Source organism: Paractinoplanes aksuensis, assembly GCF_024137025.1.
Taxonomy (GTDB): domain Bacteria; phylum Actinomycetota; class Actinomycetes; order Mycobacteriales; family Micromonosporaceae; genus Actinoplanes; species Actinoplanes aksuensis.
Genome location: NZ_JAMYJR010000002.1, coordinates 157,862 through 179,937, shown reverse-complemented (window position 1 = coordinate 179,937; position 22,076 = coordinate 157,862). Strand labels below are relative to the sequence as shown.

Below are 22,076 nucleotides of genomic sequence, written 5' to 3'. Positions count from 1 at the left end.
CGGACAGGTTCCGCCCGGTATTCATGGAAAACTTCGGCCCATGGCTCATCCCGCGTCCCGCGTGCTCGCGATGCTCGAACTGCTGCAGGCCCACCGCCGCCTGACCGTGGGCGACCTGGCCCGCCGGCTCGGCGTCGACGAGCGGACCGTCCGGCGCTACGCGACCACCCTGACCGACCTGGGCATCCCGGTCACCGCCGAGCGGGGCCGGTACGGCGGTTATCGCCTCTCCCCCGGCTTCCGGCTGCCGCCGCTGATGCTGACCGGCGACGAGGCAGTGGCCGTCGTCCTGGGCCTGATCGCAGCCCGCCAGATCGGGCTGTCGGCCGAGACCCCGGCGGCCGAGGCGGCCGAAGCGAAGATCAATCGCGTGCTCCCGGCGGATCTGGCCGACCGGCTGGCCGGGCTGCGGTCGGCGCTCGGCTTCACCCGGGCCGCGGCCGGCGGCCAGGACAACCCGGAGTCGCGGATCCTGCTCGCCCTGGGCGCGGCGACCCGGTCGCACCAACGCCTGACGATCACGTACGGCGACTCGGGCGACCGCGACCTCGACCCGTACGGCCTCGTCTTCCACTCGAGCCGGTGGTACGCCGTGGGCCTGGACCACCGCAGCGGCGAGATCCGCTCGTTCCGGGCCGACCGGATCACCGCCACCCGCCCGACGAGCGTGACTTTCGAACCGCCGCCCGGCTTCGACGCGGTGGCCCACCTCAACCAGCAGTGGGCCCGCCGCGACTACCGATGGCCGGTCGAAGTGCTGCTGCAGGCCTCGATCTCCGAGGTACGCCGGCGCGTGCCGGCCAGTGTGGCCGAGCTGACCGAGACCGACCGCGGCCTGCTGCTCACCTGCCGCGCCGAACGCCTCGAAGGCATGGCCCAGATGCTGGCCGGCCTCGGCCACCCGTTCACCGTCCTGACCCCACCCGAACTACGAACCGAGATCGAGCAGTACGCCGCCCGCCTCACCGACTGGGCCGGGAACCGCCCGGATTGAGGCCGGCCTCGAACGCCGTACGCAGATGGGTCTCCCGGATCTCCGGTGCCGTGCCGCCCAGCACCAGCAGCTCGGCCGTCTCGGCCCGGTCGCCGATACGGTCGGTGAGCATCGTCGTGCGCATGGCGGCCAGGACACCGCTGCGTTCGAGCTCGCCGGCCTCGTAGCCGGCGGTGCAGCAGACCAGCGCCCGGCGCACCCGGACCGGCGGGTCGGCCCGGTGGGCGAAACCGGCCGTCCACACCCGGTCGAACCATCCCTTGAGGATGGCCGGGCAGTCGGCCCACCACATCGGGTAGAAGAACGCCCAGACGTCGGCCGCGAGCAGCTTCTGCTGCTCGGCCCGCACGTCCGGGGCCACGGGCCGGTCGGCCGCATAGGCCGACTCGCGCTCGTACTCCTCGAGGCTCATCTCGGCCCGGAAGCCCATCGCGCAGAGGTCGGAGACGGTGGCGGTGTGCCCGGCCTCGCTCAGCCCGCGGCGGAAGGCGTCGAAGACGTCGCGGGTGAAGCTCAGCGGGGCCGGATGCGCGTAGACGATGTGTACGAGAGTCACCGGGCCCACTGTGCCAGGATGGCGATCATGACATCTCTGGCTGACCGCGGCATCGCGGCTCTGCGGGCCGAGCACGACGGCCTCGTCGCCTTCTCGTCCGACCGGCTGGGTTCGCCGTCGGGCGCATCGGACTGGACCGTGGCCCAGGTCTTCTCGCACCTGGGCAGCGGGGCCGAGATCGCCCGGGCCGGCCTGGGCGGCGAATCCGGACCGGACTTCAACCGGAGCGTCTGGGACCGCTGGGACGCCATGTCGCCCGAGGAGCAGGCGGCCGGCTGGCGCGAGTCGGACGAGAAGCTCGTGGCCGCGTTCGAGGCCCTGACCCCGGAGCAGCGCGAGACGCTCACACTCAACCCGGGTTTCCTGCCCGAGCCGATCCCGCTGGCCTCGATCGCCGGGCTGCGCCTCAACGAGGTGGCCTTCCACAGCTGGGACATCCGGGTCGGCACCGACCCGGCGGCCGGGCTCACCGACTCCTCGGCGCCGCTGCTGGCCGAGCACCTCAGCGGCGGGCTGGGCTTCCTGCTCGGGTTCATCGCCAAGCCCGACCTGGCCGGCGAGCCGGCCGTCATCGACCTCGCCGGCACCCCGTACCGGGTCGTGCTGGGCGACAACTCCCGGCTGACCACCGACGCCGTCCCGGCCACGGCCACCTTCGAGGGCCCGCTCGAGGCAGGCCTGCGCCTGCTGGTCGGCCGGCTCGGCCCCGAGCACACCCCGGCCACGGTGCGGGTGACCGGCAACGTCACCCTCGACCAGCTGCGGGCGGCCTTCCCGGGGTTCTAGTAGCGGAACGCTCCGACGAGGGCCGTCAGGTCGTCGGCCAGCTTCAGCAGGCCGGCTGCGGCCTGCTGGGTCGTGCCGGCGACGCCGGTGATCGTGGTGGCCACCTGGCCGCGTTTGGCGGCGGCCTCGGTCACCGTGCGGCTCATCCATCAGCACCTGACGCAGCAGGCCCACCGCGGCGGCGTCGGCGTGCAGGGCCAGCCTCTCGACGAGCAGCACGGCGTCGGCGTCCTCGCCGTCCCCGGCCACCGTGACCCGTTCGCGCCGGCCCGGATCCACGAGCGTCCGGGCCAGGTCGTCGGCCAGCCAGGCGGCCTGAGCCGGCCGCGCCACGATCGTCACGCACCCTCGGGTCGGCCTCGGTCAGGGCGCCGGCCACCGCCCCGGCCACGTCGCTGTGGATCACGACGTGGCAGCAGCCGTCGAAGGCGCCCCCGTCCACGAGTCCAGTGCCACTCTTTCGGTGTGCTTCCAGTAGCCGACGAAGTCGATGTGAGCCTTGGGGAAGCCACGCTCCTCGACGAGGTGACGCCGCAGGTCGCGGACCACCGACTGCTCCCCGGCGACCCAGGCGTAGGTCGTCGCGTCGCCCCAGTCCGCGGCCTGGACCGCCGCGGGCGGATGCGACGGGGCACGGCGGTCCTTCGGCTGGTCGGCTACGACGCCAGGCTAGGTGCGCCGCCGCGGCCGGGGTTGCTCCTGCGCGCCGTCTAGTTACGCCCGCAAGATCTCGGCCAGGACTGGCTCGTCCTCCGTGGCCAGCGCCTTCCAGAGAGCCCAGCCGCGGCCGCGCGCCCACATGGCGTCATCCACGGATAGCCGCTCACGGAAGGCTTCGCGCCCGTCCCCGGTCAGCAACGTCCAGGCGATCGCGAGATCGCAGGCCGGGTCGCCGACCCCGCAGGTGCCGAAGTCGATGACCGCGGTCAGGCGGCCGCCGGTCAGCAGCAGGTTGCCCTGGGCGATGTCGCCGTGGAACCAGCGGTCCGGGCCGTCCCAGCGGGCGTCGAGCGCAGCGGCCCAGATCTCGCGGATCGGCCCGGCATCGACGCGGCCCGGGAGCTCCTCCTCGAGCAGCTTCTCGTAGGTGCGCAGGGTGCCGCCCCGGAACCAGTTGTGCAGCCCGGGCCCCGGGCCGTCGGTGGCGTCGACACGCTGCAGAGCCAGCAGGAAATCGGCCAGGTCTTCCGCGAAACGCACCGGGTCGCCGACGCGCTCACGAGTGGCCGTCTCGCCGTCGAGCCACCGGTAGACGGACCACGGGTAGGGGTAGCCGGCGTCGGGCTCCCCTCTGCCCAGCGGAACCGGAATCGGCAGGGGCAGCTGGTCGGCGAGGATCGGGAGCCACCGGTGCTCCTTGTCGACGGCCAGCGCGTACTCGGCCGCGCTGGGCAGCCGCACCAGCATGTCGGGGCCGAGGTGAAAGGTCCGGTTGTCCCAGCCCCCTTGGGCCACCGGCTCAATCGGACGGTGAGCCCACTGCGGGAACTGCTCGCCGACAAGCCGCCGCACCAACTCCACATCGACCTCGATGCGCTGCGGCACGGGTCCCAGATCCGGAATCTCACTCACCGCGCCATCTTCCCCGACGAGGCCAACGCACGCCGCTATCACCGGGCCATGCTCGATCAGGGCGCGGTCGAGCGGCCCGGCGTGCGGTCGGTGGTGTGGGACGTGGCCGAGGTCGGCGCCGAATCAGCCACACCCGGTCAGTAGTTGCCGTAGACGCGCCAGAGGTCGTCCTGGTCGGTCAGTTGTTTGTCGTAGACGGCGAACTCGTCGATCGTGCCGGTCAGATACGGGTTCGAGGGGGCGGCCGTCCAGACGGTGGAGAGGGGCAGGAACGGGGCTCCGCCCCACCGCCAGACGCCGTTCGCGGCGGCGGCCCCGGTCACCGCGTTGTTCGAGCTGACGGTGCCGTCCAGGGAGAGCCGGAGGCCGCCGGCGGCGAGCGCGGTGCCGGCGCCGGTGACCGGGCCCAAGCCGGCCGTGATGTGGTGCCAGGCGCCGTCGTCGACGCTGGCAGTGCTCGCGACGGTGACGGCGTTGCCGGCCTGCAGCACGCCGAAACGTACTTTGCCCGCGGTGTCGACGTAGAGCAGCCGGTCGCTGCTGGTGCCGCCGAGACCGGTGGTGGCCGTGGAGGTGAAGCCCGCGATGACGCCGCTCTGGCCGGGGGCGACCTTGATCAGGCACTCGACGGTGAAGGCGGCCGTGGCCGACGTCCCCGCGTACTTGTTGTTGTAGCCGTTGCTGGTGCCGCCGAACGCCACCGCTGTTGTTCCGGCATGACCGGTCTTGGTGCTGCCCTGCAGCCCGCCCGGTGTCTGGGCCGAGAGGCTGGGATTCAGCTGGTTGACGAAGGTCTGCATCGCGCCGGCGGTGACAGCGGGCGTCCCGTTGAGCGGATAGCCGTTGTAGATGCGCAGGTCGTCGACCTGCCCCGGCCAGGGCTCGGTGATGATCCCCAACGCCCTCTTCCCGCCGACCACAACGACGTCGTCGGAATTCCAGGGCGAATAGATGCCGAGGGACACCGTGGATTGGGCAACCCCATCGACGAACAGACGGAGAAGGTTGTTGTTCTTGTCGTATGCGGCGACAAGATGCACCCATTGATTCAGCACAGCCGCAGTCACGTCGGCCGTCGCGGTCACGGTAGGCAGACCGGTCAGGACACCCATCACCCACCTTTTGCTGAATTGGCTGTAGCCGACGCTGAAGACGGTGCCTGCTCCATAGTTCGCCGAGAAGAAGGTCCGGTCGATCCCGCCGTCGGTGAGTTTCACCCACGCCGAGACGGTGAAACTGTTGGTGGAAACGAGCTGCGCGCCCGGGCCGGTCAGGTAACCCCCAGCAGAGACGGAGTTGAAGGCGTTCCCCTCGCGCCCGGCCGAAAGTACCGCGCCATTGCTGGTGGTGAGGGGCGCCGACCGGCTGACCGCGCCCGGAGCCCCGGTGCTGTTGACCGCCGTCGTATAGGTCGTGCTGGTGCCGGCGGCCTCGTTGAACGCGTACCGGGCGGTGGGTCGCACCGCGAGCTCGGTGACCTCGGTCGCGGACAGGTTCCGGCGCCAGGTCCGGGTCTCGCCGATCTGGGCCGTCCCGTTCGTCCCGCCCAGCCACGAGACGTCCCGGTAGCGGCCCACACTCAGAGCAGCATTGGTGGAGGCGCTCGCGGGAATCGTGTGCGCCTTGGTGCCGCCTTCCGGCGACCCGTTGACGTACAGGCTCATGACCGTCCCGTCGAAGACGGCCGTGAGGTGAACCCAGGTGCTGGCTGCCACCGGGGTGGTGCTGCGAACGCTGTCGAAGGCGACCGCCGTGTTCTGCGGGTTCCCGGCCATGACGAAAGCCCAGCAGGGACTCGCGGACCCGCAGTTGGCCGGCGTCTCGGCGATGATCATGGCGTCGCTGCGGTCGTTGGGCGTACTGATGGATCCCCCGGTCATGCTGACCACAGCCAGGCGGGTGCTCGTCGGCACCGCGGTTCCGATATTGACCCAGACCGACATCGTGAAGCTGCGGTCGGCCCGGAACGGTGACCCGGCCGACGTGAGGTAACTTCCGTTGCCCAAGGTGACGGCGCCGCCCATCGGTCCGGCGCCGCCCGTAGTCACCGTGCCGCCGGCCGAGGCGGTGTCGGCCGCCCCGGAGACATCGCTGAACGAGGTCGCCCCGGCCGCCTCGTCGAACCGCCACCACGTCGAGGGCCCGGTCGGCGCCGAACTGTAGGCGCCCGTGCTCGAGGACATCGCATCGACCACCGTCGTCGACGGCGGAGCTTGCGGCTCCTCCATCCGGTGATAGAACACCGGACCCTTGTCGCTGATCAGTTTGGGCCGGCCGGGAAAGGTGGCCGAGGCCGCGACCGTCGGCGACGCGTTCACCGCGGAGGTGAAGGTGGCCGACGACTCCGGCAACAGGAACACCGCGGCGATCAGGCTGACGACCGCCGCCGACAGGGCGATCCCCCATCGCTTCGCCCGCATAGTTCTCACTTCGGCGCAACCAGCATGAAACTGAGCGGCCTCAGCGGCTGCGGGCCTCCCACACGAAGTCGGCCGAGACCCGGTCGCCCTGCACGGCATTGTCGGCCGCAATGGCCGGCGTGAACCGATAAGGATGCGTCTCTTTCGCCGAACCATCGGGTGCCCACAGCCCCAGACCGGATGCCCAATCGCCCGGCATGGCCCGCAGAGTGGTGTTGAAAATCGGTGTCCACGTGCCGGGTGACGCGCACGACGAGCCCGACCCCAGCTCGACTTTCATCGTCAGCAACGTGTCCAATTCCTGGCCGTAGTCGTCGAGCCGGGCCAGATAGAGCCGGACGTCGGCCGTCACATCACCCCCGTACGTGACCTCGATGCATCTCGACGGCGCGGTCCCCGGCGGCAAATTCGTGCCGTAGCCGGCGAACAGCGCCGCGCCATTCGCATTGTCGGTCAGTGTCACCGCACCGGTTTCCCAACTGTTGCCCGGATTGGTGATGCTGTCGTCGAACGTCGCATAACTGGCCTGCCACACCATTCCGGCGCTCATCACCAGCCCGGCGGCGGCCACGATCTTGCGCCTCATCGCGCCGCTCCCACGGTTTGCGCGGCCCGCGTGACGTTCTCGACCGCGCGGCGCTCGACCCGGTCGCCGCCGACCTCGACGACCAGCGCACCCAGCATGCGTCCGGGGGCGAGCGGCACGACCACCACATTTCGTGCGCCCGGCAGGGCCGAGGCGAACCATTCGTCCGTACGGTCGTCAAGCTCTCGCAATAGCAGATAGCCCGACTCCCGGGCGCGACGGACGGCTGACTGCGGCCCCGGCTCGCTTTCCGGGCCCGTACGGTCGAAATGCCTTTTGCCGTTGGCGTCGATCAGCGCCGTCAGTCCGGATCCATTTCCGTACGCGAGAACCGCCGCCCGCCGGCCCGAGAGCTCGCCCATTCCGAATTCGGCCAGCGCCGCCACCGCCGCGGCCGGCTCATTCGGCATCACCGTTCCCGGCATGCGCATGGCCGCGCAACAGGCCGCACTGAGCACCGCGACCCAGAGCACCACGAAGAACGGCCAGGCACCCGACCACGTCCACGACCCGTTGTCCGCGAGCAGACCGAGCGTGACCGCGTTGATGAGCAGCATGGCGACGAGGCCGTGCCAGAACGCGAGGCGTACGCCGGTGCGGTACGACACGAACAGCGTGACCGCGACGGCGTGCAGAATGATCAGGAAGCCCGTCGCGCTCAGCAGGCCGCCCATGGCCCAGGCCGCCGCGCCGAGCAGCAGCCCGTCGCCGAGCAGCGCGAATGTTCCGGCGCGAGGGATGACGAGCGTCAGCGCGGTGATCACCGGCCAGGCCAGGGCCCAGCCGAGCCAGGTCGAGGTGCTGCCGTACGGCGGGTCGCTGTGCCACCACAGGCCGAGCACCACCAAGGTCAGGATCACCCGGCCGCCCAGCGCGCGCCGGATCGGGTCGTTAATCCAGGGCACGCTCGCCGTCCTCGTCGTCGGGGGGAAACCGCAGGTAGGGGCCGCGCTTCTTCTCAGACCGGTCCGCGGCGAACAGGAAGAGCCACATGAAGCCCACGGAGGCCACGAGGTACCCGGGGTGCTTGGCGGTCGCGCCGACCAGGTCGAGGGCGATGCCAACCACCTTCCGGGCCATCGCGGCCCAGCTGTCGGCCGGCATCGCTCCGCTCGAGCTTCCGCCGGGGCGCCCCGGGTTCAGCTCCGGCGAATCGCCCGACGACTGCGCGTCGAAAAAGCCAGGTGCTTGCGTACGCTGCCCGGCCGGCTGGTCCAGCCTCCGTCCGTCCGCGTCGAGGGGCGGCTCGGGCGTCACCGGGCCCGAGCCGCGCACCCAGGTGAGGGTGCCGCTGCCGCGGGTGTGCTGCAATGCGTTGTTGTCGGCGACCTCGACGGTGAGCCGGTAGGTGCGGGTCTCGCCCGCGGCCGGCGCCCAGCCGGTGGAGATCCCGGTGCCGCTCGCGGCCAGGCCGGTCAGGGGCCCGTCGAACACGCTGGTCGGCGGTGTTGCCGTTGACAATGGGAAGGCAGTTGCTGACGGCATGTCCCGGGACGAGTTGGCGCGCGGTGAAAAGCGCGGAACCGCTGTCAGCGCCGGCCAACGACATGCGGGCCAACTCGGGCGCGGAATCGTCGTCGCCCAGCGCCGTGAACAGAAGGACTCCGGATGCCGCGACGGTGGCCGAAAGGGCGGCCGGAAAGCGTCTGGCTCCCATGTCTCCCCTCCCCCGATCGGTGACCGCCGCCTAATCGGTTCCGCCGAGGGCGAGGATGAGAAGTCGCGCTCAGTCGTCTCAGCGGAAGGCCGATGGGACACGTGGAGGGCGCCGTGGGCAAGCATTCACAACCCGCCGACGACCGGCCGCTGACGCACCGCGCCCGGTCGCGGGCCCGCTGGCTCGTGCTCGACTTCCGCGACGCGTTCATCGTCTGCGTCCTGGGCCTGCTGGCGGTGTCGGTAGCACCGGTTCTGGTGGGGTGGAAATCCACTGTCGTGGTCTCCGGCTCGATGATGCCCAAGATCCATCCGGGCGACGTGGTCTCGGCCGCCCCACCCCCCGACAAGATCGCGCCCGGCACGGTGGTGCTGGTCAACGACCCCGCCCGCCCTGACGAACTCCTCATGCACCGCGTGCTCCGCCTCGACGACGCAGGCCGGATGATCACCAAGGGCGACGCCAACCAGACGGCCGACACGACCCCGGTCCCGATGGCGAACCTGGTCGGCGTTCCCCGCATGCGCATTCCGTGGATCGGGCTGCCCTATCTGTGGATCCGGCAGGGGCACTATCTGCCCGTGGGCGCGGCCGGCGTCCTCTTGATGGCTCTTCTGCTCTGGCGCCCCACGCCCGGCGATTCGGGCGACAAACCGATTCCACTTACGGATCCCGCGAAGGTGTTGAACCGCCCCGTGGACGCCGACGTCTACCGCGTCCGGCACGCGGCCCCGACCGACCCGGCCCGCATCCTGAACAGCCCCGTCGACGCCGATTGGTACCGATTCAGCCGCCTCCCGACCAGCGAACTTGTTAGCAACTCAAGTGCACTGCTCCGCTACTCGAACCCTTCAACCGTTCCGCCGAACTGGACCTGTGAAGCCGCCGCAGCGGTTTCCACGGGGGAACGATGAAGGGGAAACACATGCGGGGGATCATCAACAAGGCAGTGTCCACGGCCGGCACGAAGCGCCGCCTGGGCCGCGGAGTAGCCACGGCCGCGGGCCTGGTCGCCTGCGCCGGCATCGTGTGGTCGTCCTCGCACGCAGCCTTCACCGACACCACCACCAACAACGGCAACACCATCGGCGCCGGCACACTCGACATCACCGACAACCGCCTGAACGCCACCGCGATGTTCGACCCGGCGGTGAACACGGCGGTCGCCCCGGGCTTTGTCTCCACCCCGGTCTGCATCAGCATCTCGAACGTCGGAACGATGACGCCCACCACGACCAAGATGTACCTGCCGACCGCCGTGGCGCAGGAGCGCGAGGGCGCCGGCGGCAGCTACGTGCCCTGGGTCACCACGGTCGGCGCGTACCCGGCGATGGACGACAACAGCACGCTGTATGTCGAGGAGGGTCCCGAGCAGGGCACCGATCCCGGTAGCACCTGTTTGGGCGCCGGCTACACCGACAAGGTGGGCGTAGCGGCGGCGGGGCCGGTAGCGGCGGGCACCAACTTGAAGTCTCTGCTCGACTCCAACAACGCCTGGGGCAACGGAATCAGCGTGGCCAACATTCCGCCGGGCAAGTGGCGTTCCTACCGGTTCACCTACACGTTCCTGAGCTCGGCGCCCAACGCCGCTCAGGGTGACGGCATCAAGTTCGGCGTCACCTGGGAGGCGCAGCAGTAATCGACGACTAGCTAATCGGCTCCGGTGACTCACGTCGCCGGAGCCGATTGGCGTTCAGCGCATCCCGCCTGCCTGCCGAACAGAGCAGGGAGGAGGCCGGGAGCCGTGGGCAGACATTCCCGCCGGCCGCAGCACCGCCTCTGGCGACGCCTGCGCTGGTACGCCGCCGCTACGGCGCTTGCAGCAGCGGCGGCTCACCTGTACCCGGCGAACGCCCGCTTCACCGACACGACGTCGAACACCGGCAACACCGTGTCCAGCGGCACGGTCGTACTTTCCGGAACTGTGCCCTTGGGTGGCCAGTTGTTCACGGTGCCGAATGCGATTCCCGGGAGCACAGCCATCGCCTGCGTCATCACGACATACACAGGAACGCTTCCCGCAACCGTCCAGATGTATGTCCCGTCGGTGACCGGAACGCTGGGCTCGTACATGGTCTTCCGCCTCCAGATCGGCACCGGAAGCAACACCGACTGCAGCGACTTCAACCCCACCAGCACCCTCTACAACACCAGCGGCATGCGAGCAGCGTCGCAGACCTTGGACGCCTTCATCGGCGCCCACAACACCTGGGCCACCGGCGTAGGAAACTGGTCAGCCACCACCAATACAACCCGAACCTGGAAACTGGAGTGGATAGTCCAGAGCAACGACGCCGCCCAATCCCAATCCACCTCGTTCACAGCCCGCTGGGAAGCCCAACGCTGACCCGCTCAGACCTGATCTCGCTCCCTAACGTACCCGGAACCGCTCGGTGACGTCCGCCCCGCCCCTGCGTAGCCGGTGCTCATGACGTCGACACGTGTGCGGCGTGGCCCGAGTCAGTTGTCGGATACGGGTTCGTAGCCGTAGCCGTCCGCTGGGGCCAGGGTCAAGAGCCGTTCGAGTACGGGTTCGGTGTTGGTGCCCCACATCTTCGACACCACCCACGTCTTGTCGTTGTCGTGCAGGGGCGCGTCGATGAACCATCGACCGAGCCGTTTGCGGGATCCGGGGTAGGCGCTCATGAAGGCTTCCGCCAGTGCCTCGCCGGTCAGTGTCCCGTTGACGGGCAAGAACCGGGACCGTGGAATTGCTGTAGCCAGGTCTGCGGCCGGCACGCCTGCTTGGTGCAGGGCAGTGACCATGGCCAGCACCGCTCGGCGTTTGCGTAGAGGCTCGCTGCGTCCGGCCGGTGTGATGATCTCGTACGGAGTCCAGTCCCGGTTGTCGGAACCAGCTGCTCGTGCTTGGGTCTGGCGGCGCCGCAGCTGGACGGTGAGTTGACTCGCCTCCGGCAGGGGGATGACCTGTTGAACATCGAGCAAGAGCCGGCCGTCGACCTTGTACGGGGTCAGCCGAACGCATCGCACGTCGAGTCCGTAGACGTCGTCGAGCCATAGCACTGTCGTGGTGATTTCCCGATCGAAGCCGGCCGCGACGAGCACGACCCGAACCTCCCGGCTCAGGATCGCTTCCTCACCGCCGACGTCCTCGAGGAACTCGGCCAGGCGGATGCGCGCGTCTTCGACCGCGTCAGGCTCCACCCTCGCCAGGAACAGCTCGTAATGTTCGACCAAGTCGTCGAAGGTCATGACCGAGACCATCGCGGCGTACCGCAACGCTTGCAGTTCGAGGTGGCCGCCGTCGGTGGTGCGCTTCAACTCGATGACCACGATGTGTCCCGTGCGGTCCACCCCGAGCAGGTCGACACGGCGACGGGCGTCGGCGAAGGCCCCGAACTCCTCGGAAACGACCAAAACGTCATCAACGATCATGTCGAGCTTCGCCCGGAGCAGCCGTTGGAGATCAGCGCGCTCGAGGATCTGCTCGGCAGCGAACGTGGTCGACGGAACCTCGACCAACTGATCAGTAGTCATTTCGAACAACGGCATCCGTACATCCTGCCGACCCGGAAGCTCCGACGGAAGCCGGCCCCACTGCAGGCTGAGCGATGAAGCAAGAGCGCTGCCCGGGTCCCCTCAGCGGTTGGTCAGGCTGAAGTGCATGTAGTCCTTCAGGCTGGTCCAGCGGCCGCCCCAGTGGAAGCCGTTCCAGAGGAAGGCTCGGGCGGCGCCCTCTCGGTGGATCATGCCGATCAGGTACTGGCTGCGGTTCAGGTAGAAGGCGCTGTTGGCTGGGGAGAGGGAACTGCCGCGCAGCATCGGGTTTTGGAACGGGTTGATGTCTATGGCTGTGCCGGTGGCATGTTCGGACCAGGTTTTGGTTCCGCCTACTGGGCGGCACACGTAGCCGGCGGTCACCACGGCCATGTTGCGTTGTTGGGGCATGTTTACACGCATGGGGGCCATTGCCATGATGCGGAAGCGCCAGTTGTAGAGGATGCGGAAGATCTGCTGGGCTCGTCTTGCCACGTCGTAGCGGACGACCACGCTGCCCACGTGGTAGGTGCCGTTGAAGTCTATGTAGGACACCCAGAGTTTGCGCAGGTTGCCGGGGATGACCGGGCATCCTGGCTTCCAGTTCACCTCGCCCGCGGTCACCGGGAGGATCTTGGACTGGAACGGGGGTAGCAACGTGGGCGGCTCGTTCAGGCGTAGGACGGCGTCGGGCTGGATCGGGTTGTTCAGGGGGAGCTGGTTCCAGGCGGCCAGGTTGCGGGCGCTGATGCCGTAGCGGGCGCCGATGTAGCTCAGCGTCTCGTCGGGGCGGACCACGTGCCACACCGCCGCTGCCCGGCCTGCGGGTCGGGCCGACGCGGCCTGGGTGGGGACCAGGAACAGCGCGGTCAGCAGGGCGGACAGGGCGGCGGCAGGGAGTCTCTTCGGCACGGGTACAGACCGTACGAACCGTCCCGGGCGTGTCGCAGGAAAACGTGAAACTTGCCCGCAATTGCCCCGCGCGAGCCCGTCCGACGCCACGACGCCGGCCTGCGTCATGACGTGGGCCGGGAGTAAAGCGGTGGCCCCGGGCTCCACGTGCCTGGCGCCGGGCTCCAAGTCGCGGCGCCAGGCACCAAGTGGCGGCGCTGGGCTTCAAGCGGTGGTGCCGGGCTCAACGGCTGTGCCGGGCTCAAGCGGCGGCGCTGGGCTTCAAGCGATGGCGACGGGTACAGGTTGCAGGGTCACGCGGACGGCCGTGCCGGGGGCCAGGGATGCCAGCCGGTCGGTGGCGACCTGGGCCACCACCAGCACCTCGCCGACCGTGATGGTGACCTTGCTGATCGGGCCCAGGAAGCTGGTCGTCAGCACCTTGCCGTTGCCGTCCGTCTCCGGCGTGACCTGCACGGACTCCGGGCGTACGAGGGCCGTGACCGTGGTCGACGTGGCCGGTGCGAGCAGCGGCAGCCGCGTACCCAGTACTTCTACCTCTTGCCCTACTACTCGGCCGGGCAGGCGGTTGCTCAACCCGACGAACTCGGCCACGAACGGCGTGGCCGGCGTCAGGTAGATGTCGGCCGGGGCGGCCAGCTGCTCGAGCTTCCCGGCCCGCATGACCCCGACCCGGTCGGCCACCGCGAGCGCCTCCTCCTGGTCGTGCGTGACGAACAGCGTCGTCGTGCCGACCTCGGTCTGGATGCGGCGGATCTCGTCGCGCAGCTGCACGCGCACCTTGGCGTCGAGGGCCGACAGTGGCTCGTCCAGCAGCAGCACGCTCGGTTCGATGGCCAGGGCGCGGGCCAGTGCGACCCGCTGCTGCTGTCCGCCGCTCAGCTGATGTGGATAACGTTCGGCGAACTGAGCGATACCGACAAGTTCGAGCATCTCTTTTGCGCGGTTGAGCGACTTGGACCGGCCGCGCAGCGACAAACCGAACGTCACGTTGGCCAGGGCGGTCAGATGCGGGAACAAGCTGTACGCCTGGAAGACCATGCCCATGTCGCGCCGGTTCGCCGGCAGGGCGGTCACGTCCTGGCCGCCTACGAGCACCTGCCCGCTGTCGGCATCCTCGAGCCCGGCCAGCACCCGCAGCGCCGTCGTCTTGCCGCACCCGGATGGCCCGAGCAGCGCGACGAACTCGCCCGGCTCGATCGCGAGGTCCAGGTTGTCGAGGGCGTGCACGGTGCCGAACGTCCGGCGCAGCCCGTTGAGTTGTACGGCGACGCCGGTCATGCGACGAGCTCCTTCGAGGCGACGGGAAAAGCGACGCGTAAAGCGACAGGCAAAGAGACGTGTAAAGCGACAGGCAAAGAGACGCGTAAAGCAACGGAGAGAACGAACGAGAAAACGACGGCGCCGGTCATGCGGCCGGCTCCTTGGTGGCGACCGGTGCAGCAGTAGCGACTGTGTCGACGGTCGAGCCGGAACGGCGGCGGCCGCCCAGCAGGGACAGCAGAAGCAGCAGGACGAAGGCCAGCAGCAACGCCGTGAGCGACACCGCCACCGACATGGTGGCGCTGCTCTTGCCCAGGAAGTTGATCGCGACCTGCAGGTTCGTGCGGTTGAGGAGCGACGCGATGGTGAACTCGCCCAGCACCAGGGCCACGCTCAGGAACGCCGCCGACAGCACGGCCGAGCGGATGTTCGGCAGCACGACCCGCCACATCACCGTCGCCCAGCTCGCGCCGAGCGAACGCGCAGCTTCGGCCAGCGTCTTGACGTCGATGGCCGACAAGCCGGCGTCGATCGCGCGATAGGCATAGGGCAGAACCAGAATGGTGTACGCGAAGACGAGCGTCAGCGACGAGCCGCCCAGGAAGTACGTGACCCAGGCGTAGACCGGCGCCAGCCCCACCACCAGCACGATGGCCGGGATCGTCAACGGCAGCAGACACAGGAATTCGATCAGCCGACGCAACCGGGGCAGGCGCAAACGAACCCAAACGGCCGTCGGTACGAGCAGTACGAGCATCAGCAGGGCGGTCAGCGCCGCCTGCAACAACGACGCGGTGATGCCCTCGGCCAGCGCCGGATACCGCTCGCTCAGCTCCGGCCAGTTGAACAACGCCGGCCATGTCGTCGAGTCGCGCGTCGAGAACTCGATCATCGCGATGAACGGCAGCACGAAGAAAACGCCGAGAACGATCAGAACCGTCCAGCGGAACGCGCGTTGCCTGCGCGCGCGACGAGCGATCACTCCGGCCATGTGCGGGTCCATCTCGGCTGAACGATCGGAAACGTGCAGTTACATGCGCGCCGCGTGCATGTGCGGCGAGCGATCACCCCAGCCATTTGGACGTCCGTTTCTGCAGCAGGGTGTACAGCGCCATCACGACCGACACGACCACGACCATGCCGAGCGCCATGGCCTTGCCGACGTTCTGCTGGCCGAGCAGCACCTCACTGGTGAGCGCGCCCCGGATCTGCAACGGGATCAGCGGGGAACCCTGGCTGACCAGGGCGGCCGCGGTGGCGTACGCGGAAAAGCTGTTGGCGAACAACAGCAGGAACGAGCCGAGGAAAGCCGGCGCGAGCAGCGGCCCGGCCACGCGGGTCCAGTACTGCCAGGTCGTGCCGCCCAGGCTCTCGGTCGCCTCGCGCCACTGGGGACGGATGCCGTCCAGCGCGGGCAGGAACACGATCACCATGAGCGGGATCTGGAAGTACGTGTAGACGAGCGTGAGCCCCGGCAGCTCGAACAGCCAGACTCCGCCACTGAAAATGTCCACATCGAAGGTGTCGCGCAACCAAACGGTCAAGAAACCGGACAGGCCGATCGTCGCCAGGAAAGCGAACGCGAGCGTGACCCCGCCGAACTGAGCGAGCACGCCGGCCGCCGCGGTCACCACCCGGCGCAGGATGCCGTCGGGTTTCGCGGTCACCAAGGCGTACGCCAGCAGGGCTCCGAGCACCGCGCCGATCAGCGCGCTCAGGAGCGAGAGCGCGATGCTTCGGCCGAAAGCTTCCAAGATGTACGAGCTACCGAGTGCCTTGACGTTCTCCAGAGTCACCCCGCCCGAGCCCGCGAACGCGCCGATCACCACGACCAGCGTCGGGATGACCAGGAAGATCGTCACGTAGGCGAAGAACGGCACCGTGCCGAGCAGGGCGGTGACGCCCCGCAGGCGCGACCGGGTGGTCGCACGCTGCGGGACGTCCGCGACGATCTCAGCCAATGGCCTTGGCCCAGTCCGACGCCAGGATCTCCTTGGCCTTGGTGTTCTGGGCCTCGGTCGGGATCACCGGGCTGCCCTCGATCTTCGGCAGCGCGTCGAACGCGGTCTTGTCGATCGTGCCCGCCTTGGCCATGGCGTCGGCCCGCACCGGACGGGCGCCACCCTTCAGCCACAGGTTCTGGCCCTCGTCGGAGTACAGGAACTCCTGCCACAGCCGCGCGGCGGCCGGGTGCGGGGCGTCCTTGTTGATGGCCTGCACGTAGTACGAGCCGAGGACCGCGCCGTTGGGCACGAAGGTCTTCCAGGTCTTGAGCTTGGTCGCCTCGGCCGCGTTCAGGTAGTCCCAGTCGAACACGACCGGGGTCTGACCGGACTGGATGGTGGCCGAGTCGGGGTCGACCGGCAGCAGGTTGCCGGCCTTCTTGAGCTGGCCGAAGAAGTCGACGCCGGGCTTGATGTCCTCGACCGTGCCGCCCTTGGCCAGCGAGGCCGCCTGCACGGCGCCGAACGCGGAACCGGCCTGGGTCGGGTCGCCGTTGAGCGCGACCTTGCCCTTGTACTCGGGCTTGAGCAGGTCGTCGAGGCTGGTCGGGGCGGGCACCTTGGCGCTGTCGTAGCCGACCGACATGTAGCCGCCGTAGTCGTTCGTCCAGGCGCCGTTGGCGTCCTTGAGGTTGTCCGGGATCTCGCTGTGTTTCTCGACCTTGTACGGCGCGAACATGGCCACATTGGCCGTCGCGACCGTGGCGCCCAGGTCGAACACGTCGGGCGCGCCGTCCTGGCCCTTGAGCTGGTTGGCCGCGTTGATCTCGTCCTGGCTCGAGCCGTCGGGCTGAGCCGAGTTGACCTTGATCCCGTACTTGTCACCGAAGGTCTTGATGATCTCGCCGTAGTTCGCCCAGTTCGGCGGCAGGGCGATGACGTTGAGCTGGCCCTCGGCCTTGGCCGCCTCGACCAGCTTGTCGAGCCCGCCCAGGTCGGCCGCGCTGGTCGCACCGGCCGCGCTGGAACCCGAGGACTCGGACTCCTTCTCGGGCGGCGAGCAGGCCGTGATCGCGGCTATGGTGGTGGCCGCCACAGTGACGGCGATCGTGCGGGTGAATGGACGCACCGTTGTTCCTCCCTCTGCGCGCACCGGGCCGATACGCGCTGGGTGATCATGAAAGTGCTCCCTGGACAGCAGGCGTCGGCAAAGCAACCGCCCGGCAACACTTTTCCGCTGATCAGGCGGACTTTCCGGTCCCGCTCCCAGCCGTTGCCGTGATCGTAAACCCGATGCCGATCGATGCCTATAGCTCGTTGATCCGGACTCGTACCCGGGCCGCCTCGCGGGTGAGGTGGTCGCGTTCGGCCGCACTGGCCGCGGCGTGGGCGGCCTCGGCGTACAGGTCGGCCGCCCGGCCCAGGTCGCCGGCGCGTTCCAGCAGGTAGGCGTGGACGGCGGTGTGCCGGGGCAACCCGGGGTCCACCGTGCTCAGTGCGGCCAGGCCGGCCTGCGGACCGTCGGCCTCGCCCACCGCGACGGCCCGGTTCAGCCGTACGACGGGGCTGTCGTTGATTTTCAGCAGTTCGTCGTACCATTCGACAATCTGCACCCAGTCGGTCTCGCCCGTGCTCGGGGCGTCGGCGTGCAGGGCGGCGATGGCGGCCTGGGCCTGATACTCGCCGAGCCGATCGCGGGCCAGCGCGCCCTGCAGGATGCCGACGCCCTCGGCGATGAGCCCGGTGTCCCAGCGGGAACGGTCCTGTTCGGCCAGCGGCACGAGCCGGCCCGCCGCCCCCGTCCGCGAGGCCCGGCGCGCATGATGCAACAGCATCAGCGCCAGCAGCCCCGCGACCTCGGGATCGTCGGTGACCGCGGCCAGCTGACGGGTGAGCCGCAGCGCCTCGGCCGCCAGGTCGACGTCACCGCCGTACCCCTCGTTGAAGACCAGGTAGAGCACACGCAGCACGGTGGCGGGATCGCCCGGCCGGTCGAGCGGCAGCCCGGCCAGCTGCCGCTTGGCCCGGCTGATGCGCTGGGCCATGGTCGCCTCGGGAACCAGGTGGGCGGCCGCGATCTGGCGCGTGGTCAGGCCCCCGACCGCGCGCAACGTCAGCGCCACGGCCGACCCGGGCGGCAACGACGGATGCGCGCACAGGAAGTACAGCCACAACGAGTCGTCGGCGGTCGTGGCCGGACCGGGCGGCGGTTCCCGATCGACCGCCAGCTCACGCCCGCGCCGCGACGTCTCGGCCCGGGTGGCGTCCAGAAACTTGCGCCACGCCGCCGCGACCAGCCAACCCTTCGGATCGCGGGGCGGATCGTCGGGCCACGCGCCGAGAGCCCGGATCAGGGCCTCCTGCACGGCGTCCTCGGCCGCGGCGAAGTCGGCCCCGCGCCGGACGAGGACGCCGATCACCGCGGGCACCAGCTCCCGGAGCAGGGACTCGTTCACTCGGTCGTCGTCGGTGCGCGCTCGGCCAGCAACGGCCGCAGCTCGAGCCACTCCCGGATCGGCTTCCCGCCCGCGCCCGGCGCCTCGGAGAGCTCGGCCGCCAGGTCCAGAGCCCGCTCGTACGTCTCGACGTCGATGATCATCCAGCCGGCGATCAGGTCTTTGGTCTCGAGGAACGGGCCGTCGGTCACCGGCGGCCGGCCCACGCCGTCGGACCGCACGAAGGTGCCCTGCGGCGTGAGGCCCCGGCTGTCGACGAACTCCCCGGTGTCCCGCAGCCGGTCGGCGAAGTCGTCCATGTACTGGATGTGCGCGGTCAACTCGTCCGGCGTCCACCGGTCCATCGGCACGTCGTTCTGCGGGGCGGGGGCGCCTCGATAGTGCTTGAGCAGCAAATACTTGGCCATGTCGGTGATCCTCTCAGGCGTTCTGACGCTCGGCGCGCTGCCGCACGAGTTCCTCGACCGCGCTGGGCAGCGTGGTCTCGAAGTCGATCAGCTTGACCCAGGTCGGCGTGATCACGATGCGGACCATGCCGTCGTACAGCGACCGCACCTCGGCCTCCCACTCGACCCGCTGCTCGGCGCTCATCCGGTAGCTGCCGTTCATCTGCAGGTACTCCTCGGGAATGCCGTCGACGTCGTCGAGCTCGGCCCGCCCCCGGATCAGCAGGATCTTGGGCGGGTGCACCTCGGTGTCGATGGTCAGCGCGACCTGCGGATTCCGCCGCAGCGAGGGCAGCTTCGGCGAGTTCCGCGTGGTGCACAGGACGATCTGCGCCCCGTTCCACGTGAACGCGATCGGCACGGCGCGCGGCGTCCCGTCCGCGGCCACATAGGCCAGGCGCGTCAGGTCGCGGCCGAGCAGTTCCCGGGCGTACGGCCGGTTGAGGATCTCGGTGATCTCCGTCTGTTCCATGAACCGGGGACGGAGCCGCTCACCCGTTCTCGACAGCATCGGCGGAAATTTCCTGCGCGAGCCCGACGATGATCCCTTCCGGCCCGCGCAGGTAGCAGAGTCGGTACGTGTCCTCGAAGTTCACCAGCTCGCCGACCAGTTCGGCGCCGTGCCGGTCGCGCAGCCGGACGATCACGTCCTCGACGTCGTCGACCGCGAACATCACCCGCCGGATGCCCAGCGTGTTGGCCGGCGCGATCCGCGGCTCGGGCGCGACCGGCTTCGGCTGGTGGAACTGCGCCAGCTCCACACCTCCCGGCTGGCCCGGGATCCGCAACATCGCGATGTCCTGCTTGACGTCGTCGACCGCGATGACCCGCTCGACCCACCGCCCCTCGGCCGGGCCGCGCCCTTCCAGCTCCAGGCCGAGCTCGACGAAGAACGCGATGACGGCGTCCAGGTCCTCGACCACGATGAGGACGTTGTCCATCCGCTTGATCGCCATGTCAGATCTCCTCACTCTGTGACCCGGGGACGGAGCCGTCGTCCGCTTCTCGACAGCTCAGAAGCCCAAACCGTCGAGAATCCGCAGGACGACATTGCCCTTGCTCTCACCCGCCTGCGGCTGCGCCCCCGCCAGCAGCAGGATCACCTCGTCGACCTGGGCCACGACGTCGGTGCGCCCGGCGGCCGCCGCGGCCTCGCGCAGTTGCCGGGCCAGCAGCAGCAGCCGTTCCTGCTCGATGTCCATCGGGTCAGGCTAGCGGGATTCCAGACGCCCCAGGTCGTCGGTCACGAGCGGCTCGCCGCGCAAGTAGGCCGTGGTCACACGCTGGATCAGGGCGACCCGGGGCGGGCTCTCGTCGGTGGTCTCGCGCGCCTCGTAGCCGGGGATGCCGCCCAGCGAATGCTCGGCGCCGAACACGGTGAGCAGGGTCTTCGGGGGCGGGCTGAGGTGGTACGCGTCGGTCAGCCAGTCGGGGCCGCGCACCGACAACGGCGAGTCGTCCTGGTCGCCCGCGACGACCAGGGCCGGCGTGGTCAGGTCGGTGAAGTCCGGCTGCATCCAGGGGAACTGCGATTGCGCGTACGCAGTGAGGTCGTCCCCACCCAGGCCGGCGGTCGCCAGCAGGACGCCCCGGCTGATCCGCGGATCGGGCTGGCTCGCGCCCCCGAGCACCCGCAGGCCGAGCAGCACGCCGGCCGTCTGCCCGCCGAACGAGTGCCCGGCCACGGCGACCCGTCCCCGATCGAGGCTGCGCCCGAGGACTTCCTCGACCAGGTCGAGGTGATCGAGGATCCGGCGAAGGTCGTCGACCCGCGTACGCCATGTGTCCGGGGTCAGCGGCAGGCCGAGCGTGCGCGAGTCGAGGTGCGTCGGCTGCACGACGACGAAGCCATGATCGGACCAGTGGTCGGCCAGGGGACCGTAGCCGTCCAAGGACGAGCCGAAGCCGTGCGAGAAAAGGACAACCGGCAGGTCACGGCCTTCGGCGGGGCCGGAGATCCGTACGCGCAAAGGGGTGGCCCGGCCGGGAGCCGGAACCACCACGGGCTTGATCGAGATGAGCATGCCCGCACGCTACTATCGTGAAGTTAGTAGGTACCTAGAGGAAAGTATTGCCGTGGACGAGCGAGGCCCCGAGGCGTGCCCGATCGCCGACGTGATCGACGTGTTGTTCAGCCGCTGGACCACGCCGATCCTGTGGGCGCTGCACGAACGCGGCCGGCAACGCTTCGGCGACCTGGAACGGCACGTCCCCGGCATCAGTCCCAAGGTGCTCACCCAGCGCCTGCGCCAACTCGAACGCGACGGCCTGGTCGCCCGGACGTACCACGCCGAGGTGCCACCCCGCGTCGAATACGAGATCACCGCACTCGGCGCGAGCCTGGAACCGCTGTTCACGACGCTGTCGACGTGGGGCGCCACCAACATGCCGGCGGTCGAACAGTCCCGCCGCGCCTACGACGCCTGAAGCAACCCACCCACCACGGACGTCTCGTGGCTGCTGAACTCCCCGGTCAGCAGGGGCATGGCCCGCCCGATCGCAGCCCGCGTCTCCGGCAATTGCAGGGAGGCGTCGTGGTGCTCCTTCGACTCCCAGACCTCACTGACCCAGATCGTGACGTCGTCGGAGGCGTCCAGCCCCACCACGTACAGATGGCAGCCGGCCGCCCGCAGCCCGTCCGCCCCACCGGTCAGAATGGCGGCGACCTCGTCGCGGTGGCCGGGCTTGGTCTTCATCGCGTTGACATATCCATAAGGCACCGGATCATCCTGGCACGCCACTGACACATTGAACGCATGGCGCTGCGATGGGTGGTGGTGTGTCTGGCCGTAGTGGGTGCTGCGGCGTAAGTCTGGCTGATCGTCCGTTTCCTGCGAGCGACCCGCCTGCCGGGCAGCGACGCACTGCGGCGGACCCATTCCCTGCACTGGGCCGCTCCGTCAATCTTCGGGTTGGGCGGTCTACTCGTGGTCTCCTACGCCGGGCTGACCGCCTTCACCCAGAGCCCAGGTCCCACCCGAAGCCGA

Annotated in this window: 27 protein-coding genes and 1 pseudogene; 7 read left to right on the top strand and 21 right to left on the bottom strand. The window is 69.3% G+C overall.

The window, feature by feature from the left end; genetic code table 11:
- The first annotated feature begins 40 nt into the window (after positions 1–40).
- Positions 41–994, top strand: coding sequence for a helix-turn-helix transcriptional regulator (locus M1L60_RS02790; protein ID WP_253235657.1), 954 nt, complete (start codon positions 41–43; stop codon positions 992–994).
- Here the strand turns inward: M1L60_RS02790 and M1L60_RS02785 are convergent.
- Complete coding sequence (locus M1L60_RS02785) at positions 963–1,550, bottom strand: NAD(P)H-dependent oxidoreductase (RefSeq protein WP_253235656.1); 588 nt, start codon at positions 1,548–1,550, stop codon at positions 963–965. The genes M1L60_RS02790 and M1L60_RS02785 overlap by 32 nt on opposite strands.
- 27 nt (positions 1,551–1,577) lie before the next feature.
- On the opposite strand from M1L60_RS02785, the gene M1L60_RS02780 reads away from it, so the two are divergent.
- Positions 1,578–2,336: a maleylpyruvate isomerase family mycothiol-dependent enzyme gene (locus M1L60_RS02780; protein ID WP_253235655.1), complete on the top strand. Its 759-nt coding sequence runs from the start codon at positions 1,578–1,580 to the stop codon at positions 2,334–2,336.
- Here M1L60_RS02780 and M1L60_RS02775 read toward each other — a convergent pair.
- The 3 genes and pseudogenes from M1L60_RS02775 to M1L60_RS02765 all read right to left on the bottom strand — a co-directional run bounded on the left by M1L60_RS02775 (position 2,333) and on the right by M1L60_RS02765 (position 3,791).
- Positions 2,333–2,482: a hypothetical protein gene (locus M1L60_RS02775; protein WP_253235654.1), complete on the bottom strand. Its 150-nt coding sequence runs from the start codon at positions 2,480–2,482 to the stop codon at positions 2,333–2,335. The genes M1L60_RS02780 and M1L60_RS02775 overlap by 4 nt on opposite strands.
- A gap of 256 nt (positions 2,483–2,738) precedes the next feature.
- A pseudogene (locus M1L60_RS02770) lies at positions 2,739–2,948 on the bottom strand (SIP domain-containing protein); the annotation flags it as partial.
- Between the two features lie 102 nt (positions 2,949–3,050).
- Positions 3,051–3,791: an aminoglycoside phosphotransferase family protein gene (locus M1L60_RS02765; protein ID WP_308208415.1), complete on the bottom strand. Its 741-nt coding sequence runs from the start codon at positions 3,789–3,791 to the stop codon at positions 3,051–3,053.
- Between the two features lie 15 nt (positions 3,792–3,806).
- Between M1L60_RS02765 and M1L60_RS02760 the strand changes: the two genes are divergently transcribed.
- Positions 3,807–4,052 carry a hypothetical protein gene (locus tag M1L60_RS02760; protein ID WP_253235965.1) on the top strand — a complete coding sequence of 82 codons (246 nt, stop codon included), beginning with the start codon at positions 3,807–3,809 and terminating at the stop codon, positions 4,050–4,052.
- Here the strand turns inward: M1L60_RS02760 and M1L60_RS02755 are convergent.
- From M1L60_RS02755 to M1L60_RS02740, 4 genes are read right to left on the bottom strand one after another with little or no spacing between them, the layout of a single operon-like run.
- Positions 4,046–6,328: a LamG domain-containing protein gene (locus M1L60_RS02755; RefSeq protein ID WP_253235652.1), complete on the bottom strand. Its 2,283-nt coding sequence runs from the start codon at positions 6,326–6,328 to the stop codon at positions 4,046–4,048. The two genes, M1L60_RS02760 and M1L60_RS02755, sit on opposite strands and share 7 nt — an antisense overlap.
- Positions 6,329–6,368: 40 nt before the next feature.
- Positions 6,369–6,899: a hypothetical protein gene (locus M1L60_RS02750; protein WP_253235651.1), complete on the bottom strand. Its 531-nt coding sequence runs from the start codon at positions 6,897–6,899 to the stop codon at positions 6,369–6,371.
- 11 nt (positions 6,900–6,910) lie between these two features.
- Positions 6,911–7,819: a hypothetical protein gene (locus M1L60_RS02745; RefSeq protein WP_253235650.1), complete on the bottom strand. Its 909-nt coding sequence runs from the start codon at positions 7,817–7,819 to the stop codon at positions 6,911–6,913.
- Complete coding sequence (locus tag M1L60_RS02740) at positions 7,806–8,348, bottom strand: hypothetical protein (RefSeq protein ID WP_253235649.1); 543 nt, start codon at positions 8,346–8,348, stop codon at positions 7,806–7,808. The genes M1L60_RS02745 and M1L60_RS02740 overlap by 14 nt, the downstream gene beginning before the upstream one ends.
- A gap of 315 nt (positions 8,349–8,663) precedes the next feature.
- Here M1L60_RS02740 and M1L60_RS02735 point away from each other — a divergent pair, with 315 nt between their 5' ends.
- The 3 genes from M1L60_RS02735 to M1L60_RS02725 all read left to right on the top strand — a co-directional run bounded on the left by M1L60_RS02735 (position 8,664) and on the right by M1L60_RS02725 (position 10,918).
- The gene (locus M1L60_RS02735; RefSeq protein ID WP_253235648.1) at positions 8,664–9,485 is read left to right on the top strand and encodes a signal peptidase I; all 822 of its coding nucleotides are present in this window, start codon (positions 8,664–8,666) and stop codon (positions 9,483–9,485) included.
- 11 nt (positions 9,486–9,496) lie between these two features.
- Entirely contained in the window at positions 9,497–10,210 is a 714-nt protein-coding gene (locus tag M1L60_RS02730; RefSeq protein ID WP_253235647.1) for a hypothetical protein, read from the top strand.
- Between the two features lie 105 nt (positions 10,211–10,315).
- A complete protein-coding gene (locus tag M1L60_RS02725) occupies positions 10,316–10,918 on the top strand; it encodes a hypothetical protein (RefSeq protein WP_253235646.1) in 603 nt (200 codons plus the stop codon).
- A 113-nt stretch (positions 10,919–11,031) separates the two neighbouring features.
- On the opposite strand, the gene M1L60_RS02720 is transcribed toward M1L60_RS02725, so the two are convergent.
- The 12 genes from M1L60_RS02720 to M1L60_RS02665 form a co-directional block, all read right to left on the bottom strand.
- A complete protein-coding gene (locus M1L60_RS02720) occupies positions 11,032–12,084 on the bottom strand; it encodes a PDDEXK family nuclease (protein ID WP_253235645.1) in 1,053 nt (350 codons plus the stop codon).
- A gap of 87 nt (positions 12,085–12,171) precedes the next feature.
- Positions 12,172–12,981 (bottom strand): M15 family metallopeptidase, encoded by an 810-nt coding sequence (locus M1L60_RS02715; RefSeq protein ID WP_253235644.1) that lies wholly within the window; start codon positions 12,979–12,981, stop codon positions 12,172–12,174.
- Positions 12,982–13,242: 261 nt separating this feature from the next.
- Positions 13,243–14,262, bottom strand: coding sequence for an ABC transporter ATP-binding protein (locus M1L60_RS02710; protein ID WP_253235643.1), 1,020 nt, complete (start codon positions 14,260–14,262; stop codon positions 13,243–13,245).
- Positions 14,263–14,389: 127 nt separating this feature from the next.
- A complete protein-coding gene (locus M1L60_RS02705) occupies positions 14,390–15,235 on the bottom strand; it encodes an ABC transporter permease (protein ID WP_253235642.1) in 846 nt (281 codons plus the stop codon).
- A gap of 73 nt (positions 15,236–15,308) precedes the next feature.
- Complete coding sequence (locus M1L60_RS02700) at positions 15,309–16,205, bottom strand: ABC transporter permease (RefSeq protein WP_253235641.1); 897 nt, start codon at positions 16,203–16,205, stop codon at positions 15,309–15,311.
- On the bottom strand, positions 16,198–17,316 hold the full coding sequence (locus M1L60_RS02695) for an ABC transporter substrate-binding protein (RefSeq protein ID WP_253235640.1): 1,119 nt from the start codon (positions 17,314–17,316) through the stop codon (positions 16,198–16,200). Before M1L60_RS02695 ends, M1L60_RS02700 begins: the two co-directional genes overlap by 8 nt.
- A 178-nt stretch (positions 17,317–17,494) precedes the next feature.
- On the bottom strand, positions 17,495–18,643 hold the full coding sequence (locus M1L60_RS02690; RefSeq protein WP_253235639.1) for an RNA polymerase sigma factor: 1,149 nt from the start codon (positions 18,641–18,643) through the stop codon (positions 17,495–17,497).
- On the bottom strand, positions 18,640–19,050 hold the full coding sequence (locus M1L60_RS02685) for a YciI family protein (protein ID WP_253235638.1): 411 nt from the start codon (positions 19,048–19,050) through the stop codon (positions 18,640–18,642). The genes M1L60_RS02690 and M1L60_RS02685 overlap by 4 nt, the downstream gene beginning before the upstream one ends.
- Positions 19,051–19,063: 13 nt before the next feature.
- Positions 19,064–19,561, bottom strand: coding sequence for a pyridoxamine 5'-phosphate oxidase family protein (locus M1L60_RS02680; protein WP_253235637.1), 498 nt, complete (start codon positions 19,559–19,561; stop codon positions 19,064–19,066).
- Between the two features lie 19 nt (positions 19,562–19,580).
- Positions 19,581–20,045 carry a VOC family protein gene (locus M1L60_RS02675; protein ID WP_253235636.1) on the bottom strand — a complete coding sequence of 155 codons (465 nt, stop codon included), beginning with the start codon at positions 20,043–20,045 and terminating at the stop codon, positions 19,581–19,583.
- A gap of 57 nt (positions 20,046–20,102) precedes the next feature.
- Positions 20,103–20,291, bottom strand: coding sequence for a hypothetical protein (locus tag M1L60_RS02670; protein ID WP_253235635.1), 189 nt, complete (start codon positions 20,289–20,291; stop codon positions 20,103–20,105).
- Positions 20,292–20,300: 9 nt separating this feature from the next.
- On the bottom strand, positions 20,301–21,113 hold the full coding sequence (locus tag M1L60_RS02665; RefSeq protein WP_253235634.1) for an alpha/beta hydrolase family protein: 813 nt from the start codon (positions 21,111–21,113) through the stop codon (positions 20,301–20,303).
- Positions 21,114–21,165: 52 nt separating this feature from the next.
- On the opposite strand from M1L60_RS02665, the gene M1L60_RS02660 reads away from it, so the two are divergent.
- On the top strand, positions 21,166–21,516 hold the full coding sequence (locus tag M1L60_RS02660; protein ID WP_253235633.1) for a winged helix-turn-helix transcriptional regulator: 351 nt from the start codon (positions 21,166–21,168) through the stop codon (positions 21,514–21,516).
- On the opposite strand, the gene M1L60_RS02655 is transcribed toward M1L60_RS02660, so the two are convergent.
- Positions 21,504–21,809, bottom strand: a complete 306-nt coding sequence (locus M1L60_RS02655; RefSeq protein WP_253235632.1) for a putative quinol monooxygenase — start codon at positions 21,807–21,809, stop codon at positions 21,504–21,506. The two genes, M1L60_RS02660 and M1L60_RS02655, sit on opposite strands and share 13 nt — an antisense overlap.
- Between the last annotated feature and the right edge of the window lie 267 nt (positions 21,810–22,076).